Below are 12,693 nucleotides of genomic sequence, written 5' to 3'. Positions count from 1 at the left end.
CGTCCGGGCCAAGCTGCCCTACCTCGCCGAACTGGGCGTGGACGCCCTGTGGTTCAGCCCGTGGTACCTCTCGCCCATGGTGGACGGCGGCTACGACGTCGCCGACTACCGCGTGATCGACCCGGCGTTCGGCACTGTCGCCGAGGCGGAGAAACTCATCGCCGAGGCCCGCGCCCTTGGCATCCGCACCATCGTCGACATCGTCCCCAACCACGTGTCCGACCAGCACGCCTGGTTCAAGGCCGCCCTGGCCGCAGGACCCGGCGCCCCCGAACGCGACCTCTTCCACTTCCGGGCCGGACGCGGCACACACGGTGAACTCCCGCCCAACGACTGGCCTTCGCAGTTCTCGGCGAGGGCGTCGACCTGGACCCGGGTCGAGGACGGCGAGTGGTACCTCCATCTCTTCGCCCCCGAGCAGCCCGACCTCAACTGGGCCCACCCGGCGGTCCGCCAGGAGCACGAGGACGTGCTGCGGTTCTGGTTCGAGAGGGGCGTGGCGGGCGTGCGCATCGACTCCGCGGCCCTGCTCGCCAAGGACCCCGCGCTGCCCGACTTCACCGAAGGCGTCGACCCGCACCCGTTCGTCGACCGCGACGAACTGCACGCCGTCTACCGCTCCTGGCGGGCCGTCGCCGACGCGTACGCGGCCGTCTTCGTCGGCGAGGTGTGGCTCCCCGACGCCGAACGCTTCGCCCGCTATCTGCGCCCCGACGAGCTGCACACCGCCTTCAACTTCTCCTTCCTGTCCTGCCCCTGGGAGCCGCGGCGGCTGCGCGCGTCCATCGAGGCCACCCTCGCCGAGCACGCCCCGGTCGGCGCCCCCGCCACCTGGGTGCTGTGCAACCACGACGTGACCCGCACGGTGACGCGCTTCGGCCGGCGGGACACCAGCTTCGACTTCGCCACCAAGGCGTTCGGCACCCCCACGGACCTGGCCCTCGGCACACGCCGGGCCCGTGCCGCGGCCCTGCTCGCGTTGGCCCTGCCCGGCGCGGTCTACGTCTACCAGGGCGACGAACTGGGCCTGCCCGAGGCCGACATTCCCCCGGACCGCATCCAGGACCCCATGCACTTCCGCTCCGGCGGCACCGACCCCGGCCGCGACGGCTGCCGGGTGCCGCTGCCCTGGGCGGCGGCCGAACCGCACGCGGGCTTCGGTTCGATGACGGGGCCCTGGCTTCCGCAGCCGGAGGGCTGGCCCTCGTACGCCGCCGATCTGCAGGCCGCCGACCCCCGCTCGATGCTGGCGCTCTACCGTGCCGCCCTGCGCCTGCGCCGCATCGAACCGGGCCTCGGCGACGGCCGGCTGACCTGGCTGCCCGCGGCCGGGGGCGTGCTGGCGTTCGTCCGCGAGCCGGGCCTGGCCTGCGTCGTCAATCTCGCCGACGAAGCCTGCGAACTCCCCGCCCACACCCGCCTTCTGCTGGCCAGCGGCCCCTTGGACGAGGCGGGCCGGCTGCCGCGGGACACGGCGGTGTGGCTGCGCGTCTGACCGCAGGTCTTCGGCGCTGCTACGGTTCCTGCCGCGTGCCGTCGAGGACGGTGTCGACGAAGCGGCGGCGCGGTACGTCGTTCGCGGCGAACCACAGGCCGAGCCGGTGATCGGCGTCGGGCAGGACGACGCGGGTGAAGCGTGAGCGCGACGCACCCAGGGCCCCGGCGACGGCCTCGGTCACGGCGGGCGGGATCACCGCGTCGACGGCCGGGGTGACGAGCACCGCCCGGACGGACAGGCGGCGGAAGACATCGAGGGCGGGGGAGCGGCGCCAGCTGTCCGGCGTCCGGATGATCTCGGTGAACCCGGCGGCGAAGGGCACGGGCCAGGCTTCGGCGCCGTAGACCGCGGGTGCGCACAGCCCGATGGAGGCCACCCGTGGTCCGTAGTGCGCGGCCAGGTCGGCGACGGTGTGCCCGCTCATGCTGAACCCGATGAGCACCAGGCGGCGTCCGCCGGGCACATGACGGTCGATCACGGCGCGGGCCTGCGTGAACCGGCGGCGCAGGCTCAGCTCGCCGAGCCGTCCGGAGCTTTCGCCGTGGCCGGAGAAGTCGAAGGCCAGGGACTGGTGCCCGCGCGCGGCGAAGTCGGCCATCAGCGCGGTGAAGCGGGCCTTGTCGCTGGTGCCGGCGCCGTGCAGGAACACGACGGCCAGGGGCGCGTCCTCCCGCCCTGCGGGCGGCGGCGCCTCGGCCTCCACCTGGGTGCAGCTGAGGGTTTCGCCGTCGCCGTACAGGGTGAAGTGCCGTGGCGTGCAAGCGGGTTCGAGGTCGGCCGGCGGGCTCATGTCGCTCATGCGGTCTCGGTTTCCATGGTGCCGGTACGGGTGGCGGCGGGCCGGGAGCGCAGGATTCCTGCGGTGCAGGCGGCCAGGACGCAGAATGCCACGGGCAGCAAGAACGTGAGGTTGAGCGGGACGACGTGCGTGAGCGGTCCGATGACGGCGGGCCCGGCGAGCATGCCGAGATAGCCCAGGCCCGCCACCCGGGAGACGTTGGCTCCGGCGGCGTCCTGATCGGCGTGGCCCGCGGCGCTGAAGAGCTGCGGGATGCAGCCGGAGAGCCCGATGCCGAAGACCGTCCAGCCGATCAGGGCGAGCGGTATCCACGGGGACAGCGCGGCCACCGTCATGCCCGCGGCGGCCACCGACGCGCCGTGGCGGAGCACGGCCACCGGGCCGTAGCGCGCGGCCACCCGGTCGGCGAGCAGGCGGCCCGCGGTCATGGCCGTGGCGAAGGCGCCGTAGGCGAGGGCGGCGGTGGCGGCCGGGGCGTCCAGGGTGTCCCGCAGGTGCAGCACGCTCCAGTCGTTGGCGACGCCTTCGCAGAGCATGAGCATCAGGGCGAGGGCGGCAAGGATCCAGATGCGCCGGGGTGTCGTGCGCCGGGGCGCCGCCTTGGGTGTGTCGGCCGGTTCGGCGGGGCGGGCCTCGCGGCGCAGCAGTGCGGGGGCGCAGAGCGCGGCGACGGCGAGGCCGAAGAGGGCCACGGCGCCCAGGGTCGCCGCCGGGGTTATCTCCTGGCTGAGGGTGCGGGCGCCGAGCAGGGCGGCCAGGACACCGCCGATGGAGAAGGCGGCATGGAAGGCGGACATCACGGGCCGTCCGTAGCCGCGTTCCACCTGGACGGCGTGGGCGTTCATGCTGACGTCGAGGCAGCCGTTGCCCAGGCCGAGCACCAGCAGCGCCGCGCCGAGCGCCCAGGCGCTCGTGGCGAGCCCCGGCAGGAGCACCGCCGCACTGCACAGGGCCGCGCTGAGGGGGACGACAATGCGGGCGCCGAAGCGGTCGGTCAGCGGGCCCACCAGCTGCATGCCGGCGAAGGCGCCCGCGCCGAGCAGCAGCAGGAGCCAGCCCAGTACCGCGTGGCTGATGCCGGCGCGGTGTTCGACCGCCGGGATGTGGACGATCCACATCCCCATGAGGAAGCCGTTGAGGGTGAAGTAGGCGAAGGTGGCCAGTCGGCCCGAGCGCAGCGATCTTTCCATGCGAACGAACATAACGAACATGAAGCCTGTTCGGAAGATTGCGTATCGAACTCGATTATTGTTTGATTGCAGCATGGCGAGCAGCAGTGCAGAACGACTGAGGCAGATCACCGATGCCGTGCGCGAGGCCGGGCGGATCGGTGTCGCGGAGCTGGCGGAGCTGACCGGCGCCTCGGAGATGACCATCCGCCGCGACCTGGAGGCCCTGGCCGACCAAGGCGTCCTCGAGCGCTATCGGGGCGGAGCCAGGAGCCTGCTGCTGCGCGGCGAGGAGCCGCCCTTCGCGCTGCGGGCGCAGGAGGGCCTGGAGGCCAAGCGGCGCATCGCCGCCGAGGTCGCGGGGCTGATCGCGGACGGCGAGTCCGTCGTCGTCGACAGCGGCACCACCTGCCTGGAAGTGGCCCGCGCCCTGGAGCCGCGCCGCCTGACCGTGATGCCGCTCTCCCTCCACGCGGTGAACGCGCTGAGCGGTGCGCCGCAGCTGACGCTGCTGGTCCCCGGTGGCCGGCCCCGGCCGGGTGAGCTGGCCCTGACCGGCCCGCTGACCGAGGCGTCCCTGGCCGCCCTGCGCTTCGACACCGCGGTCATCGGCTGCTGCGGACTGAACGCCGCGCACGGCCTGACCGCCTACGACCTGGACGACGCCGCGGTCAAGCGCGCCGCGATCGCCTCGGCCCGCCGCGTCATCGCCGTCGCGGACGCCCCCAAGCTCTCCCGCACGGCCCTGGCCTTCGTCGCTCCCGCCGCCGCCCTGCACGCCGTCGTCACCGACGAGGCCGCCGCGCAGGACGAGACCGACGCGCTGGCCGCCGCCGGCGTCACCGTGCGAAAGGTGTGAGCCCGTGCCCCGCTCGCCCGCATCCGCCGACGTGGTGCTCTTCGACCTGTTCGGCGTCATCGCACGCCACCAGTCCGCCGAGGGCAAGGACCGCCTCGTCCGCACGGCGGAGGTTCCCGCCGCGGCGTTCTGGGACGCCTACTGGGCGCGACGGCAGCCCTACGACCGGGGCGAGTTGACCGGCCCCGCCTACTGGCGCCAGGTGGCCGACACCCTCGCCGTGCGCTTCGACGAGCGCCGGATCGCGGAGCTCGTCGAGGCCGATGTCGCCGGCTGGAGCGCGGTGGACGAGACGATGGTCGCCCTGGTCGAAGAGCTCGCGGCATCCGGCCGCCGTATCGCCCTGCTCTCCAACATCCCCGAAGAGCTGGCCACTTACTACGAGGAACACCACCGCTGGCTCAAGCACTTCCCCCTGCGCGCCTTCTCCTGCCGCATGGGCCACGCCAAGCCGGAGCCGGGCGCCTACCAGTGGTGCCTGCGCGCCCTGAACACCGACCCGAACCACGTCCTGTTCGTGGACGACCGCGAGGAAAACATCCGCGCCGCCGAGACGACAGGCATCCGCGGCCACCTCTTCACCGACCCGGAGCGGCTGAAGACGGTCCTCTGAGCCCTGCGGCAACCGGTCACCCGGCGGGCGAGGGTGATCGTGAAGCGCCTGGCGGGCGGCGGCCGTGGTGTCGCAGGCGTGGCGAGCGGCGTGCAGGAAGGTCGCTTCGGTCATGGTTCGTGACCGTAGTGCTGTGCTTCTTTTTCGACCGTGATCAGCGGCGGCTGAGCCCTATCTGGCGGGTGGCCGGAACGTCGTGGGTGGCCCGGATAAACCCCGCGCGGAGCAAGATCACTGCTTCGAGTGCCCCGAACGGCCTTACCCGGCAACTCGGGTGCAACGGCCGTTAAATGGTCCCCGGATCCGAACGACTTCCCTGAGGTCACCCACCCCTCAACTTCCATTTTCGCGGTTTGGCGCACCTATGCCCTTTACCTCCCTTGCGAAGGAGAGCTCGCCCGATGACCGTTGAGACCAGCCCGGAAGCACAGCTGGAGCCGCCCCGGCAGACCAGTCTGGGCACTGCGGCTGCCCGCAACCTCGCCACCACTACCAAGTCCGCCCCGCAGATGCAGGAGATCACCTCCCGCTGGCTGCTGCGGATGCTCCCCTGGGTGGAGACCAAGGGCGGCGCCTACCGGGTCAACCGCCGGCTGAGCTACACCGTCGGAGACGGACGTATCGAGTTCGTCCAGGACGGCGGCGACGTCCGGGTGATCCCGCGGGAACTCGGCGAACTGGCCATCCTGCGCGGCTTCGACGACGTGGAGGTGCTGACCGCGATCGCGGACCGCTGCGTCCAGCGCGACTTCAGCGCCGGCGAGGTCCTCGTCGAGCGCGGAGCCCCCGCCGGGCAGCTCCATCTGATCGCCCACGGCCGCATCGACCGCAAATCCGTCGGCAAGTACGGCGACGACGTCGGCCAGGGCGTCCTCGCCGACGGCGACCGGTTCGGCGAGGACGCCCTTCTGGACACCGACGCCAGATGGGATTCCACGGCGACCGCCGAGACCTCCGGCACCCTGCTCACCCTCTCCCGCGAGGACTTCGCCGCCGTGCAGGCCTCGGCGCCCGGCCTCCAGGCCCACATCGAGGAGTTCAGGCGGCTCCCCGAGCAGCGCCAGAACAAGCACGGCGAGGCCGAGATCGCGATGTCGGCCGGACACACCGGCGAATTCGCCCTGCCCGGTGCCTTCGTCGACTACGAACTCAAGCCGCGCGAGTACGAACTCTCCGTCGCCCAGACCGTCCTGCGGGTCCGCACCAGGGTCGCCGACCTCTACAACGACCCGATGAACCAGACCGAGGAACAGCTCAGGCTCACCATCGAGGCGCTGCGTGAGCGCCAGGAGCACGAGCTGATCAACAACCGGGAGTTCGGCCTGCTCCACAACGCCGACTTCAAGCAGCGCATCCAGCCCCACTCGGGTCCGCCCACCCCGGACGACCTCGACGAACTGCTCTGCCGCCGCCGGGGCACGAAGCTGCTGCTCGCCCACCCCAAGACCATCGCGGCGATCGGGCGCGAGTTCAACGCCCGCGGCCTCTACCCGGATCACGTCGACCTCGGCGGCCAGCAGGTACCGGCCTGGCGCGGCGTCCCGATCCTGCCCTGCAACAAGATCCCCATCACCAAGGAGCAGACCAGCTCCATCCTCGCCATGCGCATCGGCGAGGACAACCAGGGCGTCATCGGCCTGCACCAGACCGGCCTGCCGGACGAGTACGAACCGGGTCTGTCGGTGCGCTTCATGGGCATCAACGAACAGGCGATCATCTCCTACCTGGTCAGCACCTACTACTCCGCCGCGATCCTGGTGCCCAGCGCGCTCGGCGTGCTCGAGAACGTGCAGATCGCCCGCAGGAGCTCCTAGCGGGTCCGCGGGTCCGAGGGCCCGAAGGATCCGCCGGACGGTCACGACAGCCCGGACCTTCCCGGGCCGGGCACGTATGCCCGGATCCGGGAAGGGCCACCCATCCCATCAAGGAGCCACGGATGCCCGACTCCGGGTCTTCCCCGCTGCGTCCGAGCCCGCCCGCCGCAGCGGCTCGCCTCGGGGCCCCCGTCCCTACGTACACGCACGGCGTTCTGCCCGGCCCGCCCCCGGCCGCCCCCCGGCAGGCGGAGGTCGCAGCTGCCCCGGCCAGGCAGCCGAGCGCCGCCCTGGAGCGGATCCTGAGCGGCCCCAGCGGCCTGGGCACGGCGGGCCTGAGCCTGGCCCGGCATCCGGAACCGGCGGCTCCCGAGGCTCCCGAGCCCCCCGCGGCACCGAAGGCGCCGGCGGACGCCCTGCACATCCCGGGTCTCTACTACCACCCGGTGGCCGAGCCCGACCCGGTGCGGGTGGAGGAGGTCAGCCGCAGGATCAAGGACTGGGCGGTGGAGGAGGTCGAGCTGTTCCCCGAGGAGTGGGAGGGCCAGTTCGACGGCTTCTCCGTGGGGCGTTACATGGTCGCCTGCCACCCGGACGCCCCGACCATCGAGCATCTGATGGTCGCCACCCGGCTCATGGTCGCCGAGAACGCGGTCGACGACTGCTACTGCGAGGACCACGGAGGCTCGCCCGTCGGCCTCGGGGGGCGCCTTCTCCTGGCGCACACCGCCCTCGACCACCTGCACACGACGCAGGAATACCAGCCCCAGTGGGCCCAGTCGCTGCACGCGGACGCCCCGCGGCGCGCCTACCGCTCCGCGATGGAGTACTTCGTCCAGCAGGCGAGCGCCTCCCAGGCCGACCGCTACCGGCACGACATGGCCCGGCTGCACCTGGGGTATCTCGCCGAGGGCGCCTGGGCCCAGACGGACCACACCCCCGAGGTGTGGGAGTACCTGGCGATGCGGCAGTTCAACAACTTCCGGCCGTGTCCCACCATCACCGACACCGTCGGCGGCTACGAACTGCCCGCCGACCTGCACGCCCAGCCGGCCATGCAGCGGGTCCTGGCGCTCGCCGGGAACGCCAGCACCATCGTCAACGACCTCTACTCGTACACCAAGGAACTTGCCAGCCCCGGACGGCACTTGAACCTGCCCGTGGTGATCGCCGAACGCGAGGACGCCTCCGAACGCGATGCCTATCTGAAGGCGGTCGAGGTCCACAACGACCTCATGCGCGACTTCGAAGCCGCATCAGCCGCCCTGGCCGCGGCCGGCCCCGCCCCGAGCGTGCTGCGCTTCCTTCAGGGCGTGGCCGCGTGGGTCGACGGCAACCACTACTGGCACCAGACCAACACCTACCGCTACAGCCTGCCCGATTTCTGGTAAGGACGGAAACAACTGTGACCAGCACCGAGTTCACCACCGCCGACACCGCCGCCGCGTTCGTTCCCGCCCCGGCGACGCCCTACCAGGGCGACATCGCGCGCTACTGGAACAACGAGGCCAGGCCCGTGAACCTGCGCCTCGGCGACGTGGACGGGCTCTACCACCACCACTACGGCATCGGCGAGGTCGACCACGCAGCCCTGGGCGACCCCGACGACAGCGAGCACGAGAAGAAGCTGATCACCGAGCTCCACCGCCTCGAATCGGCGCAGGCCGACGTCCTCATGGAGCACCTGGGCCCGCGCGGGCACGACGACATGCTCGTGGACGCCGGCTGCGGCCGCGGCGGTTCGATGGTCATGGCGCACCAACGTTTCGGCTCCAAGGTCGAGGGCGTCACGCTCTCGGCCAAGCAGGCCGACTTCGCCAACCAGCGCGCCGGGGAACTGCGCATCCAGGACCGCGTGCGCGCCCGGGTGTGCAACATGCTCGACATGCCCTTCGAGACCGGCGAGGCCGCGGGCTCGTGGAACAACGAGTCGAGCATGTACGTCGACCTGCACGACCTGTTCGCCGAGCACTCCCGCATCCTCGAGGTCGGCGGCCGCTATGTGACCATCACGGGCTGCTGGAACCCGCGTTACGGCCAGCCCTCCAAGTGGGTCTCCCAGATCAACGCGCACTTCGAGTGCAACATCCACTCCCGCCGGGAGTACCTGCGCGCGATGGCCGACAACCGCCTCGTCCCGCAGGCCGTCATCGACCTGACGCCCGCGACCCTGCCCTACTGGGAGCTGCGGGCCACGTCTTCGCTGGTGACCGGCATTGAGGAAGCGTTCATCGAGTCGTACAAGGACGGTTCCTTCCAGTACGTCCTGATCGCGGCCGACCGCGTCTGACCGGACGTCGTGAACGAGAGCGCCGGGCCCGTCAGGCGGGGCCCGGCGCTCTCGGCACGGACATCCGGGGTGACGCGGACCGCTCCTGCTCCCCTACAGTGCGGGGCGCCCGGACCGTCCCCGCCCGTGCCGGCACACGCCGTCGAACAGGAGCAGCCCCATGGCCACGCACGCCCGCCCCGGTTCCCCCGCGCCGTCTGCCGGGCGCCGCGTCCCCGAACTCGACCCCGCCCTCGTCGAACAGTGGCAGACCGAGGGCGGGGAACTCGTCGACCTCTTCGCCCGGGCGCGCAAACGGCTCGGCGGCGTCGCCGCCTTACGGCTCGGTCCGCGCCCGACCGTCCTGATCACCTCCCCGGACGCCGTGCAGCACGTGCTCGCGCTGCACCCCGAGCGGTACGTCAAGCGCTCGCACCGCGCCCGGCTGCTCATCGGTGACGGCGTCCTGGCCGCCACGGGCGAGGCATGGCAGCGCCAACGTCGGCTGCTGCAAGGTCAGTTCACCGGCCGGGGCATGCGGCAGTACGAGCGGCGGATCACCGGGGCGGCCCGTGTCACCGCGGCGCGCTGGGCCGGATACGCCCGCACCGGGGAGGTCTTCGACGTCGGCGAGGAGATGCGCCGCTTCGCCCTGGACACCATCTGGCGCTCGCTGACCGGACATCCCCTGGACGCGGCGACCGAACGCGAACTGGACGCGGTGCCCGCCGTGGTGGCCGCGCTGCCCAGCCTGCCCGCCGACGCCGCTGCCGCGCGGGGGGCGGTCGCCGCGGAGCTGGCCCGTATCGACGCGGTGGCGAGCCGCGCCGTCGCGGCCGCGCGTGACGAGGGGGCCGGGCCGGACGGGCCGGGGCTGCTGCACGTCCTGACCGAGGCGGCCCTGACGCGCCCGGAGTACACCGACCGGCTGATCCGCGACGAGTTGGTCACCTTGCTCGTCGCCGGGCACGAGACCACCGCCGCGACCCTGACCTGGCTCCATCTCCTCCTGGACCGCAACCCGCGGGCGCGGGAGGAGGCGCTCGCCGCGGGCGCCGAGGGCTCGCCCGAGCGGCGCCAGGCCGTCCAGGCGCTGGTCCACGAAACGCTGCGCTTCTACCCGTCCGCCTGGATCCTGCCGCGCAGCGCCGCCGGGGACGACGTCCTGGCCGGGTACGAGATCGAGGCGGGCACCGACGTACTGGTCTGCCCCTACCTCACGCACCGGGACCCCGACCTGTGGGAGGACCCGGAGCGTTTTGATCCGGCGCGCTTCACCACCCTCGGACGACGCCCCGCCCACCCCGGCAGCTACTTCCCCTTCGGCATCGGCCCCCGGGCCTGCCTGGGCCTGCAGTTCGCCCTCCGGGAGTCAACCGCCCTCCTGGAACACCTGCTGCCGGCCCACACCCCTCGCTTCCGCTCCACCCCGGCGAAAGCCGCGTACGGCATCACGGTCCGCCCGGACGGCCCGACACCGGCGGTGCTCGACGGGCCGATGTCCGGGACAACCGGTAAACCCTCGTGGTAGTCAGTCGCCTCCGTGTACCGCACGGGTTGAGTTATCGCCTACAACTCCCGTTGGATTATTCGATGTTTCCCTTGCCCTACGTTGAGATGACCGCAAATCGACGGGGGAGACATGACGAATCACAGGGTCGGCGCCGCTCTTGGCGCGCTCGCCATGGGAATAGCCGTACTGCCGGCCGGAGCGGCGGTGGCGCAATCGGGGAATTCGCCTGCCGGTGCGGCAGCCGTCCAGTGCAACAAGAATCACAAGTACACGTTCAGGACGCCGGGCGACAACTACACATACGTGTACCTGAACGTGAAGGGCGGCAGCCGCAAGGGGGCCACGGTCATCACCTGGCCGTGGGCCGGCGGCAAGGGCAATGAGACCTGGTGCCTGACACCGGGACCCAACGGGTACGGATGGAATCTCCGCCCGTGGGACAATAAGAATCTGTGCCTCGACGTGCCCAAGGGCCGCTACAAGAAGGGCCAGGAGCTCATCGTCTGGAACTGCAACAAGGGAAAGAACCAGGTTTTCTCCATCATTCAGACGCACACGGACACCAACTACCTGCTCATGAGCCCGTGGTATGGGAACGGCCTGAAAATTCACCGAGGGAAGTACGACGGCAGCCCGGTTTCCCTCTGGTCGCACCAGAACAGGCACTCCATGTGGTTCTAGGCGCGGACTGTCCGCCGGCGGTGGTTACTGCACCCCGTGCGGTCGGAACTGGATGCTGATGCGGCCTCCGGTGGCGCGGGTCGACTTGGGGATGGCGTGTTCCCAGGTCCGTTGGCAGGAGCCGCCCATCACGATCAGATCGCCGTGGCCGAGCGGGCGGCGGATCGTCTCGCCGCCGTGGCGCGGGCGCAGCAGCAGGTCCCGGGGTGCCCCTACGGAGAGGATGGCGACCATCGTGTCCTCGCGGGCACCCCGGCCGATGCGGTCGCCGTGCCAGGCAACGCTGTCGCGCCCGTCGCGGTAGTGGCACAGGCCGGCCGTCGTGAACGGTTCGCCGAGTTCGGTGGCGTAGTGCGCGGAGAGGGCGTGGCGGGCCTCGTCCAGCACGGTGTGCGGGAGCGGTTGGCCGGAGCGGTAGAAGGCCAGCAGGCGCGGCACGTCCACGACCCGCTCGTACATCTGGCGGCGCTCGGCCTGCCACGGGACGTCCCGCGCCAACTGTTCGAAGAGGATGTCGGCGCCGCTGAGCCAGCCCGGCAGGACGTCGATCCAGGCCCCGTCGCCGAGGACTGTTCTGCTGATGCCTTCCAGGGGGCCCAGGCGCACGTCATCGCTCTGATCGAAGAGTGATCCCTGGAGCTGGTGCGTTGCCATGCGGCCACTGTACCGAATGATTCGAACGCTTGAGCGGATTCGAATCCGCGGCGGCTCAGCGCGACCGGCTGCCGGAGAGCAGGCGGTAGATGAACAGGACGATCACGGAGCCGACGATGGCCGCGATCCACGTCGACAGGTGGAAGAACCCGTTGATCGAGTGCACACCGAAGATCACCTTGCCCAGCCAGCCGCCGAGCAGCCCGCCCACGATGCCGATCAGCATCGTCACCAGGCAGCCTCCCGGGTCCTTGCCGGGAGTAAGGGCCTTGGCGATGGCCCCCGCGATCAGACCGATCAGGATCCAGGCGATGATGCCCACGAGCGTGTTCCTTTCCCTTGTGCGCATGTCGGCGCGGGGTCTTGCGTCCGACACTGGCACACATGTCCGCGGGCGGCCGTCCCACGCGGGACCAAGGTCCATGACGGCGGGGCGAAGGTCCCTTTTCCTGTCGCCCGACCGGGTGACGGCCGCCGGTCGGGCGCAATAGATGTGAAGAGAGCGTTGCAGGCTCTCCATGCCTTCTGGGCCGTGGGCACGTCAGTGCGGGGCAGGCGAACAGGGAGAAGCCGCGAGGAGGACGCAGCCGATGCTAGTTGTCGCTCTTTTGCTCTTGCCGGCCATGGGATTCCTGATAGTCGCCATGGACCGCATCGAGGATCTGCTGAACGGTGAAGCGCGGCCCAGAACCGGTCGGCACGCACATCACCTTCGCCTGATCCACGGTGGAGGGCAGCCGGGCCAGCATCGGGCATCCGTACCCCGGCATCACAAGGACGCTGCCTGACGCGCGAAAACGGCGCCGCGCCCGCTTCTGCAGAAG

The 12,693-nt window shown here is 71.1% G+C and carries 13 protein-coding genes; 8 read left to right on the top strand and 5 right to left on the bottom strand.

Annotated elements, in window-relative coordinates:
• A partial coding sequence (locus ACQKIP_RS25715) for an alpha-amylase family glycosyl hydrolase (protein ID WP_427744191.1) occupies positions 1 to 1,495 on the top strand: 1,495 nt, incomplete at its 5' end.
• A 19-nt stretch (positions 1,496 to 1,514) separates the two neighbouring features.
• Here the strand turns inward: ACQKIP_RS25715 and ACQKIP_RS25710 are convergent.
• Both ACQKIP_RS25710 and ACQKIP_RS25705 read right to left on the bottom strand, forming a co-directional pair.
• Positions 1,515 to 2,297: an alpha/beta hydrolase gene (locus tag ACQKIP_RS25710; protein WP_365864490.1), complete on the bottom strand. Its 783-nt coding sequence runs from the start codon at positions 2,295 to 2,297 to the stop codon at positions 1,515 to 1,517.
• On the bottom strand, positions 2,294 to 3,487 hold the full coding sequence (locus ACQKIP_RS25705) for an MFS transporter (RefSeq protein ID WP_365864489.1): 1,194 nt from the start codon (positions 3,485 to 3,487) through the stop codon (positions 2,294 to 2,296). The genes ACQKIP_RS25710 and ACQKIP_RS25705 overlap by 4 nt, the downstream gene beginning before the upstream one ends.
• 73 nt (positions 3,488 to 3,560) lie before the next feature.
• Between ACQKIP_RS25705 and ACQKIP_RS25700 the strand changes: the two genes are divergently transcribed.
• The 7 genes from ACQKIP_RS25700 (at position 3,561) to ACQKIP_RS25670 (ending at position 11,215) form a co-directional block, all read left to right on the top strand.
• On the top strand, positions 3,561 to 4,325 hold the full coding sequence (locus ACQKIP_RS25700; protein WP_365864487.1) for a DeoR/GlpR family DNA-binding transcription regulator: 765 nt from the start codon (positions 3,561 to 3,563) through the stop codon (positions 4,323 to 4,325).
• Between the two features lie 4 nt (positions 4,326 to 4,329).
• Positions 4,330 to 4,938, top strand: a complete 609-nt coding sequence (locus ACQKIP_RS25695; protein ID WP_365864485.1) for an HAD family hydrolase — start codon at positions 4,330 to 4,332, stop codon at positions 4,936 to 4,938.
• Positions 4,939 to 5,339: 401 nt separating this feature from the next.
• On the top strand, positions 5,340 to 6,752 hold the full coding sequence (locus ACQKIP_RS25690; protein ID WP_365864483.1) for a family 2B encapsulin nanocompartment shell protein: 1,413 nt from the start codon (positions 5,340 to 5,342) through the stop codon (positions 6,750 to 6,752).
• A gap of 122 nt (positions 6,753 to 6,874) precedes the next feature.
• Positions 6,875 to 8,143, top strand: coding sequence for a family 2 encapsulin nanocompartment cargo protein terpene cyclase (locus tag ACQKIP_RS25685; protein WP_365864481.1), 1,269 nt, complete (start codon positions 6,875 to 6,877; stop codon positions 8,141 to 8,143).
• 14 nt (positions 8,144 to 8,157) lie between these two features.
• Positions 8,158 to 9,042, top strand: coding sequence for a geranyl diphosphate 2-C-methyltransferase (locus ACQKIP_RS25680; protein WP_365864479.1), 885 nt, complete (start codon positions 8,158 to 8,160; stop codon positions 9,040 to 9,042).
• 160 nt (positions 9,043 to 9,202) lie between these two features.
• Positions 9,203 to 10,552, top strand: coding sequence for a cytochrome P450 (locus ACQKIP_RS25675; protein WP_365864477.1), 1,350 nt, complete (start codon positions 9,203 to 9,205; stop codon positions 10,550 to 10,552).
• A 111-nt stretch (positions 10,553 to 10,663) separates the two neighbouring features.
• Positions 10,664 to 11,215 (top strand): RICIN domain-containing protein, encoded by a 552-nt coding sequence (locus ACQKIP_RS25670; protein ID WP_365864475.1) that lies wholly within the window; start codon positions 10,664 to 10,666, stop codon positions 11,213 to 11,215.
• Between the two features lie 24 nt (positions 11,216 to 11,239).
• Here ACQKIP_RS25670 and ACQKIP_RS25665 read toward each other — a convergent pair whose 3' ends face one another.
• The 3 genes from ACQKIP_RS25665 to ACQKIP_RS25655 form a co-directional block, all read right to left on the bottom strand.
• Positions 11,240 to 11,869: an alpha-ketoglutarate-dependent dioxygenase AlkB gene (locus ACQKIP_RS25665; RefSeq protein WP_365864473.1), complete on the bottom strand. Its 630-nt coding sequence runs from the start codon at positions 11,867 to 11,869 to the stop codon at positions 11,240 to 11,242.
• A gap of 55 nt (positions 11,870 to 11,924) precedes the next feature.
• On the bottom strand, positions 11,925 to 12,191 hold the full coding sequence (locus ACQKIP_RS25660; protein WP_365864471.1) for a GlsB/YeaQ/YmgE family stress response membrane protein: 267 nt from the start codon (positions 12,189 to 12,191) through the stop codon (positions 11,925 to 11,927).
• 271 nt (positions 12,192 to 12,462) lie between these two features.
• Positions 12,463 to 12,693, bottom strand: a 231-nt coding sequence (locus ACQKIP_RS25655) for a hypothetical protein (protein ID WP_427744185.1), incomplete at its 5' end; no start/stop codon positions are given.

The organism is Streptomyces sp. NPDC059900, from assembly GCF_050270335.1.
Taxonomy (GTDB): Bacteria; Actinomycetota; Actinomycetes; order Streptomycetales; family Streptomycetaceae; genus Streptomyces.
The sequence above is the reverse complement of the archived record's forward strand: the minus strand, read 5'-3'. Positions and strand labels throughout refer to the sequence as shown.